The sequence below is a fragment of the Actinacidiphila sp. bgisy144 genome (genome assembly GCF_057708105.1).
In genome coordinates this window covers 23929-41849 of record NZ_JBYIRM010000041.1, presented here as the reverse complement: position 1 = coordinate 41849, position 17921 = coordinate 23929, and the positions used below count along the sequence as shown (strand labels likewise).

At 72.2% G+C, this 17921-nt stretch carries 15 protein-coding genes; 13 read left to right on the top strand and 2 right to left on the bottom strand.

Annotated features, from left to right (window positions below; all coding sequences use genetic code 11):
- Positions 1 to 279: 279 nt before the first annotated feature.
- Positions 280 to 1335, bottom strand: coding sequence for an ABC transporter substrate-binding protein (locus AC3EVP_RS32705; RefSeq protein ID WP_435136264.1), 1056 nt, complete (start codon positions 1333 to 1335; stop codon positions 280 to 282).
- 219 nt (positions 1336 to 1554) lie between these two features.
- A complete protein-coding gene (locus tag AC3EVP_RS32700) occupies positions 1555 to 4254 on the bottom strand; it encodes a SpoIIE family protein phosphatase (protein WP_435136323.1) in 2700 nt (899 codons plus the stop codon).
- 447 nt (positions 4255 to 4701) lie between these two features.
- Here AC3EVP_RS32700 and AC3EVP_RS32695 point away from each other — a divergent pair, with 447 nt between their 5' ends.
- The 13 genes from AC3EVP_RS32695 (at position 4702) to AC3EVP_RS32635 (ending at position 17864) form a co-directional block, all read left to right on the top strand.
- Positions 4702 to 5505, top strand: a complete 804-nt coding sequence (locus tag AC3EVP_RS32695; RefSeq protein ID WP_335984343.1) for an ABC transporter ATP-binding protein — start codon at positions 4702 to 4704, stop codon at positions 5503 to 5505.
- Between the two features lie 9 nt (positions 5506 to 5514).
- The gene (locus AC3EVP_RS32690) at positions 5515 to 6309 is read left to right on the top strand and encodes an SRPBCC domain-containing protein (RefSeq protein ID WP_435136260.1); all 795 of its coding nucleotides are present in this window, start codon (positions 5515 to 5517) and stop codon (positions 6307 to 6309) included.
- The gene (locus AC3EVP_RS32685) at positions 6287 to 7147 is read left to right on the top strand and encodes an HpcH/HpaI aldolase family protein (RefSeq protein WP_435136257.1); all 861 of its coding nucleotides are present in this window, start codon (positions 6287 to 6289) and stop codon (positions 7145 to 7147) included. The genes AC3EVP_RS32690 and AC3EVP_RS32685 overlap by 23 nt, the downstream gene beginning before the upstream one ends.
- Positions 7148 to 7305: 158 nt before the next feature.
- On the top strand, positions 7306 to 8388 hold the full coding sequence (locus AC3EVP_RS32680; protein WP_435136254.1) for an amidohydrolase family protein: 1083 nt from the start codon (positions 7306 to 7308) through the stop codon (positions 8386 to 8388).
- Positions 8385 to 10037 carry a thiamine pyrophosphate-binding protein gene (locus AC3EVP_RS32675; RefSeq protein WP_435136251.1) on the top strand — a complete coding sequence of 551 codons (1653 nt, stop codon included), beginning with the start codon at positions 8385 to 8387 and terminating at the stop codon, positions 10035 to 10037. The genes AC3EVP_RS32680 and AC3EVP_RS32675 overlap by 4 nt, the downstream gene beginning before the upstream one ends.
- Positions 10037 to 10930: a substrate-binding domain-containing protein gene (locus AC3EVP_RS32670; protein WP_435136248.1), complete on the top strand. Its 894-nt coding sequence runs from the start codon at positions 10037 to 10039 to the stop codon at positions 10928 to 10930. The genes AC3EVP_RS32675 and AC3EVP_RS32670 overlap by 1 nt, the downstream gene beginning before the upstream one ends.
- Positions 10923 to 12116 (top strand): DUF3500 domain-containing protein, encoded by a 1194-nt coding sequence (locus tag AC3EVP_RS32665; protein ID WP_435136245.1) that lies wholly within the window; start codon positions 10923 to 10925, stop codon positions 12114 to 12116. Before AC3EVP_RS32670 ends, AC3EVP_RS32665 begins: the two co-directional genes overlap by 8 nt.
- Positions 12117 to 12145: 29 nt before the next feature.
- On the top strand, positions 12146 to 13012 hold the full coding sequence (locus tag AC3EVP_RS32660; RefSeq protein WP_435136242.1) for a substrate-binding domain-containing protein: 867 nt from the start codon (positions 12146 to 12148) through the stop codon (positions 13010 to 13012).
- Between the two features lie 57 nt (positions 13013 to 13069).
- On the top strand, positions 13070 to 14065 hold the full coding sequence (locus tag AC3EVP_RS32655) for an ABC transporter substrate-binding protein (RefSeq protein ID WP_435136239.1): 996 nt from the start codon (positions 13070 to 13072) through the stop codon (positions 14063 to 14065).
- 85 nt (positions 14066 to 14150) lie between these two features.
- Positions 14151 to 15011: an amidohydrolase family protein gene (locus AC3EVP_RS32650; RefSeq protein ID WP_335984331.1), complete on the top strand. Its 861-nt coding sequence runs from the start codon at positions 14151 to 14153 to the stop codon at positions 15009 to 15011.
- A gap of 85 nt (positions 15012 to 15096) precedes the next feature.
- Positions 15097 to 15762, top strand: a complete 666-nt coding sequence (locus AC3EVP_RS32645) for a GntR family transcriptional regulator (protein WP_335984329.1) — start codon at positions 15097 to 15099, stop codon at positions 15760 to 15762.
- Between the two features lie 84 nt (positions 15763 to 15846).
- Complete coding sequence (locus tag AC3EVP_RS32640) at positions 15847 to 16947, top strand: ABC transporter substrate-binding protein (protein WP_435136234.1); 1101 nt, start codon at positions 15847 to 15849, stop codon at positions 16945 to 16947.
- A gap of 44 nt (positions 16948 to 16991) precedes the next feature.
- Positions 16992 to 17864, top strand: coding sequence for an ABC transporter permease (locus AC3EVP_RS32635; protein ID WP_335984105.1), 873 nt, complete (start codon positions 16992 to 16994; stop codon positions 17862 to 17864).
- The last annotated feature ends 57 nt before the right edge of the window (positions 17865 to 17921 follow it).

Below are 17921 nucleotides of genomic sequence, written 5' to 3'. Positions count from 1 at the left end.
GCCTAGGGGTGTGAGAAGGAAGTCCACGCGCGAGGCCGCGCGGAGGCCAGGTTAGAGGCGAAGCGCGCCGTCGGCGAGAAGGTCCGGCCGGGCCCGGGGGGATTGTCCAACAACACGAAGGTAAGTGCAACACGGCTGGTGCGGGGCGCGGCGGTCGGCCCGCAGATCCCCCGCGGATCGCCTGCGGATCGGGGCCCGATCGTCCGGTGGTCGTACGATCATGCTGTGGTGGTTGTCCGACAAGGCGCACGCGGGGGGAGTGTCGTCACCCGGCGCGCCCTATGGCAGGTACCGGTTGGTGAAGTTGTCGGAGGAGACGATCGCCTGCCCCGAGGCCAGCGCGTTCAGCGAGTTGATGAACGTCAGCGTGGTGATCCAGACCGACAGCTTCATCGCGTCGCTCGCCGGCCAGGAGACCTGGGGCAGGCTGGCCTTGACGACCGAGGCCGGTACGCCGGGCAGTGCCTTGCTCGCCACGTTCTGCACGGTGGCGGAGTCGATGTTGTCGTGCATGTAGGCGGTGGCCTGTTGGACGGCGGTGGCGAACTTCTTGGCGATGTCGGCGTGCTGGCTGAGGTAGCTGTTGCGTGCGACGACGATCTGCCCGTATCCGGCTTCCTTCTCCGACCAGGCCGTGACCTTGGTGGAGTCGGCGACCACGACGCCGTCACCGGTGCCCTGGATGGCCAGCGGGGTGGGCTGGGAGGTGACGAACCAGTCGATCTGGTTGCTCTTCAGGGCCGCCTTGTCGGCGGCGGGGCTGGGCAGCGAGACCCACTTCACCTTGCCGGGGTCCACGCCGTACGCCTTGAGGTAGACGCTCGCCTCGCCCTTGGTGTTGGCCGAGCTCGAACCGCCGGTGGAGCCGTCCAGCGCCTTGGCGACCTGCGCCGCGGGCGTCGAGGCGGTCAGATTGTGCGCCTTGGCGAACTTGGTGCTGACGATCAGGCCGAGCGGGTTGCCGCCGCCGTCCGCGGCGATCGCCGTCTCCGGGACGCGGCGGTCGACGGCGGACAGGAAGTCGGTGGGGCTGTCGTTGAGGAACTGGATCGAGCCCGACTGGAGCGCGGAGGTGCCGGTGGCCGCGGTCGTCGTCACGTACTTCACCTTCAGCTTCTGCTTGCTGAAGTAGCCGTTGGCCTCCGCGACCCGGATCGGCATGTCGAAGATGTTGCCCGCGACGCCGACGGTGACCGTGGTCGTGCCGTCCGCGTTCTTGCCCGAGCCGCTGCCGCCGCACGCGGTCAGCGCCACCGCGCACAGCGCCAGGGCGCAGCTTGCCGCGACGGCCCGGGCGGCGGGTCTGCCGGTGGCGTCCGAGGTGTGGCGTCTCATGACTTCTCCCCAGTCGCCACGAGGCAAGCCGGGCGCTGATTGTCATACAAGGTGTGGGCGACCGTAACACCGGGTCCATGATGCCGCAACAACTCCGACGGGCAACGCCGCACAACGGCGTGCGACGGCAAGGAATTTCGGCTGTGGAGCCAGGAAGCTGTGGCTCGGTGGCCGAAGGGGGCGAGAGAAAATGTCGGACAATAGTGAGGCGGGTGGGGCTCAGAGCTCCTCGTCGCCCCACTGGTCGAGCAGCTCCTCGGCGGTGGCCGCGGCGGCCTCGTCCGCCGCGGTGTGCAGCGGCTGCTCGGTCCAGATCACCTTGCCGCGCCGGGTGTAGCGGGTGCCCCAGCGCTCGGCGAGGCTGGCCACGAGGAACAGTCCGCGGCCGCCCTCGTCGGTGCCGGCCGCGCGCAGCAGGTGCGGCGAGGTGCTGCTGCCGTCGGCGACCTCGCAGATCAGCTTGCGGTCGTACAGCAGGCGGACGCTGACCGGGGGAGAGCCGTAGCGGACGGCGTTGGTGGCCAGCTCGGAGACGATCAGCTCGGTGTTGTAGCCGAGCCCTTCCAGTCCCCACGCGGCCAGCTGCCGGCCGCACGCCGCGCGGACCTCGGCGACCGCCGCCGGGTCGGAGGGCATCTCCCACCGGGCGATCCGCTCGGCGGGCAGCCGCCGGGTGCGGGCCACCAGCAGGGCGACGTCGTCCGCGGGGTGCTCGGGCAGCACCGCGTCCAGCACCGCCTGGCAGGTCGCCTCCGGGTCCAGGCCCGGGTGGGCGGCCAGCGTGCCGCGCAGCAGGTCCAGACCGAAGTCGATGTCGCGGTCGCGGCGTTCGACCAGGCCGTCGGTGTAGAGCACCAGCGTGCTGCCCTCGGGGAGGTCCAGCTCGGCGGCCTCGGACGGCTCCGCGCCGCCCAGGCCCAGCGGCGGGGAGACCGGCACGTCCGGGGTGTGCACGGTGCCGTCCGGCCGCACCAGCAGCGGCATCGGGTGCCCGGCGCGCGCGATGGTGGCCAGGCCGGAGGACGGGTCGTACACCGCGTACAGGCAGGTGGCGCCGGTGACGCCCGGCTCGCCGCCGGCGTCCTTGCCCTCGTCGGCGTCCATGCGCGTGACCAGGTCGTCCAGCAGCGACAGCAGCTCGTCGGGCGCCAGGTCGAGCGCCGACAGGTTGTGCACCGCGGTGCGCAGCCGGCCCATGGTCGCCGCGGCGTGCAGCCCGTGGCCGACGACGTCCCCGACCACCAGCGCCACCCGCGCGCCGGGCAGCGCGATCACGTCGAACCAGTCGCCGCCCACGCCGCCGGAGGCGGCCGGCAGGTAGCGGTGGGCGGCTTGCAGGGCGCTGAGCTCCGGCGGCGCCCCGGGCAGCAGGCTGCGCTGCAAGGTGACGGCCATGGCGTGCTCGCGGGTGTACCGGCGGGCGTTGTCGATGGCGACCGCGGCGCGCGCGGCCAGCTCCTCGGCCAGCTCCAGGTCGTCCTGCTCGAAGGGGGCGCGGCCCTGTGCCTGCCAGAAGGCGGCGACGCCCAGCACCACGCCGCGGGCCCGCAGCGGGACCGTGACCAGCGAGTGGATGCCGCGGGCCGCGACGGGTTCGGTCAGCGCGGGGTCGGCGGCGCCGAAGCCGGGGACGTACCGGGGCACGAGGCCGTCGCCCGCCGAGAGGTCGGCGTCCAGCCGCCCGTGCCCGGCGTCCGGCGCGCCCGCCGCGAGAGCGGCGAGGTCGACCGCGACGTGCGCGCCGACCGGGGCGAACGGCGGGTCCGGCTGGATACCGGCGCTCACGACGCGCTGCAACTCCGGCTCGGCGCCGGTGGGTTCGTCGCCGTTCAGCACCGGCTCGGCGAGGTCGACGGTCAGGTAGTCGGCGAACAGCGGGACCGTGGCCTTGGCGAGTTCGTCGACCGTGCGCCCGACGTCCAGGGTGCTGCCGACGCCGATGCTCGCGCCGTACAGCACCGACAGCCGCTTGCGCGCGGCGTCCGCCCGGCTGGACAGCTCGCTCAGCTCGGTGGAGTCCCGCATGGTGGCGACGCTGCCGGCCACCGCCTCGTGTCCGTCCAGGGGGCGCTGGTTGACCACGAGCACCCGGCCGCCGGCCAGGTGCACCTCGTCGCTGGCCTCCCGCCCCGAGCCCAGCAGCTCGGCGAGCGGGGGGGCCAGGGGCAGCGCGTCCACCTGCCGGCCCTGGGCCTCCGGCGGCAGGCCGAGCAGCTTGCGCGCCTCGGCGTTGGCCAGCAGGATCGTGCCGTCGGCGTCCATGATCACGATGCCCTCGCGCACGGCGTGCAGCACCGCGTCGTTGTGCAGGTACAGGCGGGTGATCTCGGACGGGCCCAGCCCGCGGGTCTGCCGCAGCAGGCGCCGGCCGAGCAGCGCGGTGCCCACGGTGCTCGCGGCCATCGCGAACGCGGTGATCCCCAGCAGCACTGGCAGCCGCCCGGCCTCGGTCGCGTCGATGGTGCTCACCCGCACCCCGACGGCGACCCCGCCGACCACGCGCCCGTCGCTGTCCTTGATCGGGACGAACGTGCGCATGGCGTCGTGGCCGCCGGACTTCACGTGGCCGGTGACGGCGCGTCCCGTCCGGAGGGCGCGCAGGTCCTGGGGGTACGAGATCCGGGTGTGCAGCAGCGACGCCCGGCCGGGCTGGGTGTAGCGGATGCCCCGCCGGTCGACGACCACGACGAAGTCGACGTGGGAGGTGCGCATGATGGCGTCGGCCGCCGGCTGGAGCTGGGCGGTGGGGTCGGACGACCGCAGGGCCGCGACCACCCCCGGGGCGTGGGCGACGGCGTTCGCGATCGCGGCGGAGCGGCGGGCCGCGGCCTGCTCGGCCTCGCGTTTCACGGTCACCACGAGCAGGACCGCGGCGACGGCCGCCATCAGCAGGATGACCGCCACCTGGAGCAGGAACATCTGGCCGACCACACTGCGCGGGCTGAGGAGCGACTGCGGACCGCGCCACCACCCACGTGTGCGCGGGCCACGTGATGAGCCGGCCGGACCCCGCAGCCGACGGGACCGGTGCATATCCACCCTTTTACACCAGATCGCGCCGTCGGGCCGGTGGCCTCGCCGTTTTGTTCAACAGGCCGCGGCGGCCGTGTGCGGCCGGGCAGACCAGAACCAAGGATTTTCGCGCACCCTTCTTGAGCTGACGATTCGGCGGTGTTACGGTCGCTCGCAAGTTGTTGGACAATCCGCCAGTCGGGACCGCGGGTCACCCACTCCATGGGGTGCCGTGCGTACTGGACTGCCGTGTGGAAGCCGCACCGTAACCAGCGGCGTTGACCGGCTAAGTGGCTCGAATGCCCATCTGCGAGCCCCGGATCGCCTCTCCCGTTGCAGGCCAAGGAGACAGAGTTGTCGACCAACCAGCAAGACACCAGTGCGGAGGCACTCCGCTTCGAGGACGTGACCCTGGAGTTCCCCGGGACCCACCAGCCGGCCATCGAGAACGTCTCGTTCCGGGTCCGGCGGCGCAAACTCGTCGCCGTGATCGGGCCGAGCGGGTGCGGCAAGAGCACCATCCTCAACCTGGCCGCCGGACTGCTCAACCCGTCCCGGGGCACGGTCGACTTCAACGGCGAACCGGTCCGCGGGGTCAACTCCGAAGCGGCCTACGTGACCCAGAAGTCCAACCTGCTGCCCTGGCTGAGCGTGCGGGCCAACATCGGCCTGGCGCTGAAGTTCCGCCATGTGCCCAAGGACGAGCGCAACGAGCGGATCGCGCACTGGATCAAGGTGGTCGGCCTGACCGGCTTCGAGGACCACTACCCGCGCGAGCTGTCCGGCGGCATGCAGAAGCGCGTCGCCATCGCGCGGGCGCTGATCTACGACCCGGCGATCGTGCTCATGGACGAGCCGTTCGGCCCGCTGGACGCCATCACCCGGCTCAAACTCCAGCAGGACCTGCTCAACCTGTGGCAGGAGCAGCAGGGCACCCTCATCTTCGTCACCCACGACCTCAACGAGGCGCTCTACCTCGCCGACGAGGTGATCGTGATGTCCAAGGGGCCCGGGACGGTGCGCCGCGTCCTGGAAGTCCCCTTCGAACGGCCGCGCGACATCGGTTCGCTGGTCGAGTCGCGCGAGTTCTCCGAGCTCTACAACGACCTGTGGAGCCTGTTCAAGTCGGAGATAGACCTGTCCGGCGCTCCCGCGTAAGGAACCGCAGTGATAACGATCAAGGAAGAGATCGACGTCCCGAGCCCGCGCAGCCGGGTGTGGGAGGTCGTGTCCGACCCCGCGGACGTCGTGTCCTGCATCGCCGGGGCGGAACTCGGCGAGGCCCATGACGACGGGTCGTTCGACGGGGCCCTGGTGATCAAGTTCGGCGCGATCCGGGTGAAGTTCGCCGCCCGCATCACGCTCGACCTGGACCCGGGGGAGTTCGAGGGCCGGCTGTCGGCCCGCGGCGGCGACGGCCAGGGCGCCACCCGCTTCCGCGGCGACGCGACGTTCCGCGTGGTCGACGGCGCCGAGCCCGGCAGCGCGCGGGTGCTGATGGACGGCGAGGTGACCCTCAGCGGCAAGCTCGCCTCGCTGGTCGAGTCCGGCGCCAATGTGGTGGTCTCCCGGATGACCAAGGACTTCACCGCCAAGCTGATCGCGAAGTGCGGGCAGCCCGCGGCCGCGCCCGCCGCCGAGCCGCTGCCGACGCCCGCCGCCTCCGCCGCCTCCGAGCCGGCCGCCGCCCCCGTGTCCGCGTCCGCCCCGGCACCCGCGCCGGCCGCCGCCCCCGCACCCGGCGCCACCCCGGCCCCCGCATCCACCCCCGCACCCGCACCCGCCGGGCTGCTGCGCCGCTGCCTGGCCTGGTTCGGCCGCCTCTTCGGCCGCCGCCAGGACCCGCCGCGCCCCACCCCCGCGGCCCCGGCCCGCGGCGACCACAGCGCCCCGCACACCCACGACGCTTCGCACCCGACGCAGACCGAGGAGGTCGGCAGTGGCAACGCCCCGGCTCAATAAGGTGATCGCCGCCTTCGAGGCAGGACAGCACGTCTTCGCGTCCTTCTCCGCGGCCGACCCGTCCGCCGCCCTTGAGTTCGGCACCAGCGCCTACGACGCGCTGGTCTTCGAGACCGAGCACAAGCCGTGGGACGTCCCCGCCCTGCGCGACAGCCTCCAGTACCTGCTGAGCCGCAAGCAGATCTTCGGCGCCGACAGCCTCGCGCCCGCGCTCACCCCGCTGGTCCGCATCCCCGTCAACGGCGGCGAGAAGGGCCAGTGGCAGGCCAAGCAGGCCCTGGACCTGGGCGCGTACGGCATCGTGTGGCCGCACATCTCCACGGTCGAGGAGGCGTACAACGCCGTCGCCGCCTGCCGCTACCCGCGGCTGCCGGACCGCCCCCGCCACCAGCCCGCCGGCCTGCGCGGCGACAGCCCCGCCACCGCCGCCCGCTACTGGGGCGTCAGCAACGCGGAGTACTACGCCAAGGCCGACGTGTGGCCGCTGGACCCGGACGGCGAGATCCTGGTGGCCCTCATGATCGAGGACCAGCTCGCCATCGACAACCTGCCGGACATCCTCGACCAGGTGCCGGGCATCGGCCTGATCATCATCGGCGAGGGCGACATGAGCCAGGAACTGGGCATTCCCCGCCAGTACGACCACCCGCTGATGCTGGAGTGCAAGCGCCGCATCCTCGACATCTGCGCCGCCCGCAACGTGCCGGTCGGCCACCCGCACGTCACGGCCGACAACGTCAAGCAGGTGCTGGACGACGGCTACCGCTTCCTGATGTCCATGCCGGTGCGCACCTACCCCGGGCTGGAACTGGGCCGCTCCCTGACCGGCCGCGACTGAGCCGCGAACCAGCCGCGGCCCAGCCGCACCGGCCCCGCGTACGGGCCCGGTGCCCGCGCCTCCCCGCGACCGGGCCCGCACGCCCCCCCGCCGCACCACACCCCCGCCCCCGCCGCAGGCGCGCCCGCGCCCCCGGCACGCGAGTTTCGGAGTTTTGCATGCGTATCGACTGTCACGGTCACTTCACCACGGCTCCGGCCGCGCTGGGGAAGTGGCGCGAGCGGCAGATCCAGGCGTTCGAGGAGTCCGGCGCGCGGCTGTCGCCCGCCGAACTGCGCATCAGCGACGACGAGATCAGAACCGCCATCGAGCAGGGGCAGCTGAAGCTCCAGCTGGAGCGGGGGACGGATCTGGCGCTGTTCTCGCCCGGCGCGGGCAAGATGGCCCACCACTACGGCGACGAGCAGACCAGCCTGGCCTGGTCGCACGTCAGCAACGACCTGATCGCCCGGGTCTGCGGGCTCTTCCCGGACCGGTTCGTCGGGGTGTGCCAGCTGCCGCAGTCCCCGGGCGAGCCGCTGGCCGCCTCCGTCCGGCACAGCGCCGCCGAACTCCAGCGCTGCGTCGAGGAGCTGGGCTTCGTCGGCTGCCTGCTCAACCCCGACCCGTCGGACGGCAACTGGCAGGCCCCGCCGCTGACCGACAAGGTCTACTACCCGCTCTACGAGAAGATGGTGGAGCTGGACGTCCCCGCGATGGTGCACGTCGCGATGTCCCGCAACCCGGCCCTCCAGGGCACCTGCGCGCACTACCTCAACGGCGACACCGCCGCCTTCATGCAGCTGTGCACCTCGGAGCTGTTCAAGGACTTCCCGACGCTGAAATTCATCCTGCCGCACGGCGGCGGCGCCGTCCCCTACCACTGGGGCCGCTACCGCGGCTTCCTCCAGGACCGGGGGCTGCCGCCGGTGGAGGAGGCGGTGCTGCGCAACGTCTACTTCGACACCTGCGTGTACCACCGGCGCGGCATGCAGCTGCTGGTGGACGTGCTGCCCGCGCAGAACATCCTGTTCGCCTCGGAGATGATCGGCGCCGTCCGCGGGGTGGACCCCGAGACCGGCCACCGCTTCGACGACACCGGTTACCTGCTGGACTCCCTGGACTCCCTCGACGCGGCAGACCGGGACGCGATCTTCGGCGGCAACGCGCTGCGGGTGTTCTCCCGGCTGCCGCAGATCCTGGCGCGGCGCGGCGTCGCCGCCACCACCTCCACCACCACCGCGAAGGAGTCCGGCAAGTGAAGGTCTACGAGGCACTCGCCGAGGCGTTCGTCAAAGAGGGCGCCACCGACGTCTTCGGCATGATGGGCGACGCCAACATGCACTGGATGAACGCCCTGCACGAGCGCGGGGTGAAGCTGTACGAGGTGCGGCACGAGGGCTCGGGCCTGGGCATGGCCGACGGCTGGGCGCGCGCCGCGGGCCGGCCCGGCGTGGTCACCACCACCAGCGGCCCGGGCACCGCGCAGCTGGCCACCTCGATGATCGTGGCCGCCCGGGCCCGCACCCCGCTGGTCGCCTTCTGCGGCGAGGTGCCGGTCGGCGACGAGACGGCCGTGCAGTACCTGGACCAGCGCCGGTTCGCCGCCGCCATCGAGTGCGGCTTCGTGCAGGTCTCGCGGCCCGAACTCGCCGAGGAGGCGGTGCGCCAGGCGTTCTACCTGGCCAGGACCGAGTCCCGGCCGATCATGATCAGCGCCCCGTTCGACGTGCAGGTCAAGGAGTACGAGGACGCCGGCCCCTACGTCCCCTCCACCGACCTCATCGACACCGCGCGGCTGCTGCCCGACCCGACCCGGGTGGAGCAGGCGGCGGCGATCGTGCGGGCCGCCAAGCGGGTGGTCGTCATCGCCGGGCGCGGCGCCCGCGCCTCCGAGGCGGGCGAGGAGCTGCTGCGCTTCCAGGAGCACACCGGCGCGCTGCTGGCCACCACCCTCCAGGCGAAGAACTGGCTGTGCGACGCGACGGAGTTCCACGTCGGGATCTCCGGGCTGTACGGCAACAAGGTCGCCATGGAACTGCTCCAGGAGGCCGACTGCGTCATCGCGGTCGGCGCCAGCCTCAACCACTACACCACCGAGCACGGCCTGCTCTTCCCCGACGCCACCTATGTGCAGATCGACACCGCGCAGAACGTGGTGATGGGCCACGGCCGCGCCGCGGAGTGCTACGTACGGGCCGACGCGCGCACCGCGCTCGCCGAGCTGAACACGGTCCTCGCCAAGAGCCCGGCGAGCGGCGACGGCTTCCACACCGACGAGGTGCGCAGCCGGCTCACCGAGGCGCTCGCGGAGCCGTCCGGCTACGAGGAGGAGCCCGGCCGGCTCGACCCGCGCGAGGTGATCCGGGTGCTGGACGCCGCCCTGCCGCGTGAGATCGGCCTGGTCCTCGGCAGCGGCCACCAGACCGACTTCGGCACCATGCTCTTCCAGCGCTCCCGCGAAGTGCTCTCCAACTACGGCATGTTCGGCGCGATCGGCCAGGCGCCGCTGCTGACCATCGGCTCGATCGTGGCGAACGGCAACCGCCCGGCGTTCGTCGTCGAGGGCGACGCCAGCTTCCTGATGCACCTGTCGGAGTTCGAGACCGCCTGCCGCTACGACATCCCGGTGCTGGTCGTGGTGATGAACGACGAGGGGCTGGGCGCGGAGTTCCACAAGGCGAAGGCGAAGGGCCTGGACCCGGAGCTGGCGGTGATCGGCAACCCCGACCTCGGGCCGGTCGCGGTCGCGCTCGGCGGCGGCGGCGCCACCGTCCGCACCACCGGCGAACTGCTCGCCGCGCTCGCGGAGTTCGTCCGCGACCCGCGCCCGACCGTCGTCGACGTGCGGATCACCCGCAACGTGCTGAGCGTGCCCTACCGCCGGCTCCAGTACGGCGAGGACGTGTGATGGCGCGGCTGTCGGTCCTGCTGGGGGACTACCCGCACACCCGGCCGCTGAAGGACGGCACCGTCCCGGTCCCCGGGGTGGAGTGCGCCTGGGCGCAGGCGAAGCCGCTGTACTCCGCCTTCGCCCGGATGGTCCGGAGCCTGGAGTACGACGTGTGCGAGATGGCCCTCGCGACGTACTTCCAGGCCCGCGAGGCGGGCGTGCCGATCACGCTGCTGCCGGTGGCGATGATCGGCGGCACCCACCACGGCTCGCTCACCCGGCTGCCGGACGGCCCGGCGCTCACCCCGGCCGGCCTGGCCGGCGCCCGGGTCGGGGTGCGCTCCTACAGCCAGACCACCGGGCTGTGGGTGCGCGGCGTGCTCCGCGAGGACTACGGCGTCCGCCCCTCGGACGTCACCTGGGTCACCACCGAGGAGCCGCACGTCGCGCAGTACCGCGCGCCGGACAACGTCCAGCGCTCGGACGCGTCCAAGGTCGCCGACCTGCTGCGCACCGGCGACGTGGCGGCCGCGGTGCTCGGCCCGCGCGCCATCGGCACCCAGGGCGTGGAACTGGTCCCGGTCCTGCCGGACGCGCCGGCCGCCGCGCAGGCGTGGATCGACCGGCACGGCACCGTCCCGGTCAACCACATGGTCGTGGTCCGCGACGAGGTGCTGAAGTCCGCGCCGCAGGCGGTCGCCGCGCTGTACCGGGCGCTGTCGGCGTCGATCGCCGCCACCGCGGACCAGCGCGACACCTCGCCCGCCGGGCGGGTCGTCGCGGCCGGCTGGAGCGGCGAACTGGCGGAGTCGGTGCGGATCGGCGCCGGCTACGCGCTGGAGCAGCAGGTCGTGCGCACCCCGGTCGACGTCGACCGGATCGTGCGGGAAGGGGCGTTCCTCGATGACTGACGGACTCAGGTACCGGCCCAAGGCGCCCACCCGCAAGCCCGCGGTGTGGACCCCGGACCTGCTGGAGCGGGTGGAGTGGCGCAGGCGCGCCGCCGACGAGCCCTTCCGCGGCGTCGCCGACTCCGCCGGGGTGCGCCCCGGGCTGTTCCCGCTGCACAGCACCGGCGTGGACGTCACCGGGGTGCGGCGCGCCGCCGAGCGCTACCTCTCCGGCCTCAGCGCCGCACAACTGGCCGAGGGCCGGCTGCCGATGGACGACGTGTCGTGGCGGCACTGGGCCAACGGCGCCCGCTACTTCCTGCGGCACGGCGTGTGCCTGGAGGAACTCGCGGACCCGGTACGGAACTCGGCGCTCGAGGTGATGCGCGCCAGCCTCAGCGAGACCGGCTTCACGCAAGTCGTCGACCTGATGCACCTCAACCTCACCATCGGCGAGCTGCGCGGCGAGGAGGACCTGCTCAACGAGTGGCTGTACTGGTTCACCGTCTACGGCGACCCCGGCGACGGCGCGCAGCCGTGGGGCTGGCAGCTCGACGGCCACCACGTCAACGTCAACTGCGTTTTCGTCGGCGACCAGATGGTGCTCACCCCGACCTTCCTGGGCGCCGAACCGGTGCACGCCACCTCCGGCAAGTACGCCGGCACGCACGTCTTCCGCCGCGAGGAGGCCGTCGGCCAGGAGCTGTTCGACAGCCTGACCGGCAAGCAGCGCGCGCAGGCCGTGATCGGCGACGTGCTGCCGCCCGACCTGTTCGTCGGCGCCTTCCGCGACAACTACGAACTCAACTACCAGGGCATGCCGTTCACCGAGCTGACCGGCCACCAGTACGCGCTGGCCACCGAGTTGCTCGGGCTGTACACCGGCCGGGCCGGCGACGCCCAGGCGCAGGTGCGCACCGCCGAAGTGCTCGCCCACAAGCAGGACACGTACTTCTCCTGGATCGGCGACGGCGGCCCGGACAGCGCCTTCTACTACCGCGTGCACAGCCCGGTGATCCTCGTCGAGTTCGAGCACCAGGCCGGGGTCATGTTCGACAACGACGTGCCGACCCGGCGGCACATCCACACCGTGGTGCGCACCCCGAACGGCAACGACTACGGCGCCGACCTGCTGCGCCAGCACCACGAGCGGTTCCACCGGCACGGGCCCGGACCCGGCCACGCCGACCGGCCCGGCCGGGCCTGAACCGGACACGAAGCAGAAGGAGTCGGAAGATGAAGTTGGTTGTGGGCCGCGACGACCTCGCGGCGGCCGCGCTCGGCGCGGGCACGGAAGCCGGCGCGCACGTCGAGCGCCAGGACATCAAGCCGGTGCACAAGGCGTCGCGGGGCTTCGTGAACGACCAGGCGGTCGACGTGTGCGAACTGGCGGTGGTGACCCTGCTCCAGGCCGTCGCCCACGGCAAGCCGGTGGTGCTGCTGCCGGTCACCACGCTGGGCCGCACCCAGCACCAGACCCTGGTCACGATGGGCGCGCTGACCGTCGCGGACGTCGAGGGCCGCAGCGTCGGCGTCCGCTCCTGGAGCCAGACCACCGGCGTGTGGCTGCGCGGCTTCCTCACCGAGCAGTACGGCGTCGACCTGCGCAAGGCGGACTGGACGGTCTACGAGCCCGGGCACGTGGACGGCTACCAGGACCCGTCGTGGGTGCGGCGCGCGCCCGAGGGCGCCCGCCTCCAGAGCGACTTCCTGGAAGGCCGCCTGGACTTCGGGGTCATGGGCAACGAACTGCCCGCCGACGACCGCATCCGCACCGCGATCCCCGACGCCCTCGACGTCGCGAAGCGCTGGACGGCCGAGCGCGGCTTCCTGCCGCTCAACCACGTGGTGGGCGTGACCGAGCAGGCGGCCGCCGAGAACTCCGCGGCGGTCCTGGCCATGTACGACGCGATGCGCGAGGTGGCCGCGAAGGACCCCGCCGGCACCAACCCGGCCGGCTTCGAGGCGCTGCGCGGCCCGGTCGCGCTGGCCGCCCGCTACGCCCGCGAGCAGGACGTGCTCGTACGCCCGGTGGAGTTCGACGAGCTGGTGGAGCGGTCCTGCGCGGCGCTGGGCGTCACCCCCGCGCGCCTGGGCGGCTGACCGGCGCCGCACGCACACCCCCCGTATCGCAGCACACACCCGACTGGAAGGCAGGTCATGGCGAAGCTCTCGGTGGCCCTCGGCAACTACCAGCACGCCCAGGCGTTGATCGACGGCAGTGTCCCGGTGGACGGACACGGCGTGGAGGAGGTGCGGGTCCGGCCGATCATCGGCGCCTACCGGCGGATGATCAGGGACCTGGAGTTCGACGTGTGCGAACTCGCCCCCGTCTCCTACCTGATGGCGCTTCAGGAGGACGTGCCGCTCACCGCGGTCCCGGTCTTCCTCAACCGCCGCTTCCACCACGGCGACATCCAGTGCGCCGCCGGCTCCGGCATCCGCGTCCCGAAGGACCTCGAAGGGCGCCGGGTCGGGGTGCGCGCCTACACGGTGAGCACCGGCGTGTGGGTGCGCGGCATCCTCGCAGGCGAGTACGGAGTGGACGTCGACAAGATCACCTGGGTGGTCGACGACGACGACCACATCGAGGGCCGCGCCCCCGGCAACGTGGAGCGGGTCACCGACGGGCGCTCGCTGGGCGAGCTGCTGCGCGCCGGCGACATCGACGCGGCGTTCACCGGCAACGCCGGCACCGGCCGGGCCGGCGCGCCCACCGCCGGCTGGACCGCGGCGGCCGAGCCGGCCCCCGCCGCCGACGGCGGCGCGGACGCCGGACCGTACCCGCTGTTCGCCGACGACGACGTGATCGCCACCGACTGGTACCTGCGCACCGGGATCTACCCGCTGCACTCGGTGGTCGCGATCCGCTCCGCGCTGGTGGAGGAGGACCCGAACCTGCCGACCGCGCTGTACAAGGCGCTCGCCGAGAGCAAGCGCCGGCAGGTCGCCACCGACCCGGAGTGGACGGAGCTGCCGCGGCTGGGCCGGCAGGCCCGGCAGGTCGGCGGCGACCCGATCCCCTACGGCATCGAGGCGAACACGGCGACCCTCGGCGCGCTGGTGCGCTACTCGCAGCAGCAGGGCCTGCTCGACGCGGACTTCCCCACCGACCCGCACCGGCTGTTCGCCGACGGCGACTTCCCCGGTGCCTGAACCGGCACCGCCCGGGGCGCCGACGCGCCCCGGGCCGCGCACCGCGACCCCCAGCACACCCCGAGGCGAAGGAAACCGGACGACCATGGACATCGTCGACACCCACTGCCACATCATCGCGCAGGACCTGGCCCGCTACCCGCGCGCGCCGCTGGGCGGCAAGCAGTCCACGTGGGCCGCGAGCCGCCCGGTCACCGCCGAGGAGATGGTGGCCCGCATGGACGAGACCGGCATACGCCAGTCCGTGCTGGTGCAGGCCACCACGGCCTACGGCTACGACAACTCCTACGTGCTGGACAGCCGCCGCCAGTGGCCCGAGCGGTTCGTCGCCGTCGGCACCTTCGACCCGCTCAAGCCCGGGGCCGGCGCGCGGCTGGCGGACCTGGTCGGCGACGGGGGCCTGGCCGGGGTGCGGCTGTTCACCAGCGGCAGCACCGTGCCCGAGCAGGGCCAGTGGTTCGCGACGCCGGAGACGTACGACTTCTGGCGGTCGGCGGAGGAGCTGGGCGTCACCGTCTGCCTCCAGATGCGGCTGGGGCCGGCCACCAAGCACCTGATCTCGGTGCTGGTGCGCTTCCCCGGGGTGCGGGTGCTGCTGGACCACATGGGCTACCCCGACATCGCGGACTCGCCCGAGGAGGCCGGCCGGGAGGTGGCCGCGCTGGCGAAGAACCCCGGGCTGCACCTGAAGCTGACCCACCGCAACCTCGAACGGCTCCACGACGCCGGCGACAAGGCCGCCGGCTTCCTCACCCCGGTGCTGGACTCCTTCGGCGCCGGCCGGATCGCCTGGGGCTCCAACCTGCCGGCCGCCGAGCAGTCGCTGCCCGAACTGCGCGAGCTGGCCGAGACGGTGCTGGCGGGCCTGCCCGAGCAGGACCGGGCGGAGATCTTCGCCGGGACGGCCCGCCGCCTGTACCCCGGCCTCGGCGTGGTCGGGGACTGAGACCCGTCCCGCGCGGCGGCGTCCGGCCGGCCGCGCGGCCGGCCCCGGACGGCGTCCTCCCTTCGAGACCCCTAGGCGAATCACGATGCAGAGCGACAACGGCATCACCCACGACACCAGGGCATCCGCGACCCGGTACAGCCAGGCGTACGACGAACTGCGCTCGCTGCTGCTGTCCGGCAGCATCGAGCCCAACACGCGACTGACGGAAGCCGACCTGACCAGGATGTGCGACGTCTCGCGGGGGACCATGCGGGCCGTGCTGGTCCGCCTGGCGCAGGAGGGGTACCTCACCAGCGAGGTCAACCGCGGTGTCCGGACCCGGATCTTCTCACCCGAGGAGGCCAAGGACATCCTGGAGGCGCGGGAGACCATCGAGTCCGCGCTCGCCGGGCGTGCCGCCGAGCGCGCCACGGAGGAGGAGATCCGGGAACTGCGCGCCACGCTGGCGGAGATGGCCGACTCCCGCTCCCGCGGCGACCAGGCGGCCTACTCGCAGGGCAACCGGCGCTTCCACCAGCAGGTGAAGGCGGCCGCCCACCAGGCGACGCTGTCCCGGGCCTGCGACACCCTGCTCTACCCGCTGGTGATGCGCCAGTACCGCAACGTCGCGGCCCAGCACCCGAGGACCGGGTCGTTCGAGGAGCACCAGGCGATCCTCCTCGGCATCGTGACCCGGAACCCCGACGCGGCCACCGCGGCGATGCGCCACCACGTCGCCACCGCCCGGCACGCACTCGTCCTCGGGTAGCGGCCGGCCCACCACGTGAAGCGGCGCCGGCGCGGCGCGGGCGCCGCTTCTCCCCCAGACCACCCACGGTGACAGGAGTCCCGAATGAACCACGACGAGACACCCACGCGCGACACGAGAGCCGCCGCGGGCGCGCGGCACACCAGCGCGCCGCACCACCACCGCTCCGGGGCCCGGCTCCTCGCCGCGGGCAGCGCCGTCGCGCTGTGCGCGGTGGCGCTGACCGCGTGCGGCGGCAGCGGCTCGGGCAAGAACGCGGACGGCACGACCACGGTCACCGTCGGCGTCGCGGGCAACATCTTCGACATGCCGATCCGGGTCGCGGAGGCCAACGGCTACTTCAGCAAGCAGAAGCTGAAGGTGAAGTACGTGACGACGACCGCGGCCACCGGCACCTCCGCGCTGGAGTCCGGTTCGATCCAGTTCCTCAACGACAGCCCCACGGACTTCCTCTCCGCGATCGGCAAGAAGGTCCCCGAGACGGCGATCGCCGCGGACGGCGGCGGCAACCCGCTCGGCCTGATCGTCAGCACCAAGTTCGCCAAGGCGCACAATCTGACCGCCTCGACGCCCGCGGCGCAGGTCGCCAAGGCGCTCGACGGCTCCACCGGCGGTTCGAGCTCGGCCAACACCAAGGGCGAGGCGAGCGTCTACCTCAAGGCGTACGGCGTGGACCCCGGCAAGGTGAAGTGGGTCTCGCTACCCAGCCCCGCCGCCGACAAGGCGGCCCTGAAGAGCAACCAGATCGACTGGTTCGTCACCTCCCAGCCCACCCCGCTGGCCATCCAGGGCACCGGTGACGGCGTCGTCGTCGCCGACTCCACCAAGGTCACCGCCTGGTCGGAGAAGGAAGCCGGATACGGGCAGATCGTCGTCGCGCGCAACAGCTATCTGAGCCAGCACGCCGACATCGCCAAGAAGTTCGCCACCGCCGTCCAACAGGCCACCGCCTACATGAACGGCAACATCGACTCCACGACCGTGCAGAGCGTGGCGAGCAAGGCGCTGCCGGGGGTGTCCGCCTCCGTGGTCAAGGCCAGCCTGCCCCAGGTCGGATGGCCCACCAGCGACACCATGACCGACGCCGACTGGACCAAGACCACGACGTTCATCAACTCCCTGGGCGCGCTGACCCAGGAAGCGAAGATCACGTCCGCCAACTACACCAACAAGTACCTGCCGTAGCCTCGCGCGCTCGCGGCTGATGAGACTGGAAGGAGCAGACGGTGGTGGCTGCTACCCGTGAGATGAGTCAGAAGAAGACCGGGGCCGAGGTCCCGGCGGCGACCGGAGGGAAGAAGAAGGACCACCGGTGGCGGGGCGCGGCCTTGGTGATCGTGCTGCGGCTGGCCGTGATCGTGCTCTGCCTGGTGCTGTGGCAGGTGATGAGCGGCCCGGTGATCCCCGAGTACGCGGTGAGCAAGCCGACCGACGTGTGGACGGCGCTGCACCACCTGCTGGGCTCCTCGCAGGGGTGGACCGACATCAAGACCACCTCCTTCGAGGTGGTGGTCGGGTTCGGCATCGGCGTGGCCATCGGCACCGTGATGGGCCTGGTGCTGGGCTCCTTCCCGCTCGCCGGGCGGGTGATGGAGCCGCTGGTCGCCGCGGTCAACGGCGTGCCGAAGATCGCGCTGGCCCCGCTGTTCGTACTGTTCTTCGGGATCGGCTCCTGGTCGAAGATCTACATCGCCGCGACCGGTGTGGCCTTCGTGGTGTTCTACAACCTCTACCTCGGCCTGCGGCTGCGGGACCGGGAACTCATCGAGATCATCCAGGTGATGGGCGGGAAGAAGAGCCATGTGCTCAGCTACGTGACGCTGCCGACGCTGGCCGCGCCGTTCTTCGCGGCGCTCAAGACCGGCGGGCCGCTGGCCATTCTCGGTGTCATCGGCGGTGAGTTCATCGCCTCCTCCGAGGGCGTGGGCCACGAGCTGTTCACCTCCGCGATGAACCTCGACGCCGCGACCGAATTCGCCGGACTCATCGTCCTGATGGCGATCACGCTCATCCTCAACAGCATATTGACCCAGCTCGACAAGTTCGCCCTGAAGCACCTCGGCCTGGCCAAGCGCCGTACGTCGGGGCAGCGTTCCCAGTAGACCGCATCATTTGCTCCATCCCTTTCCGCGCACATTCGAGATGCAAAGGAGCACTCT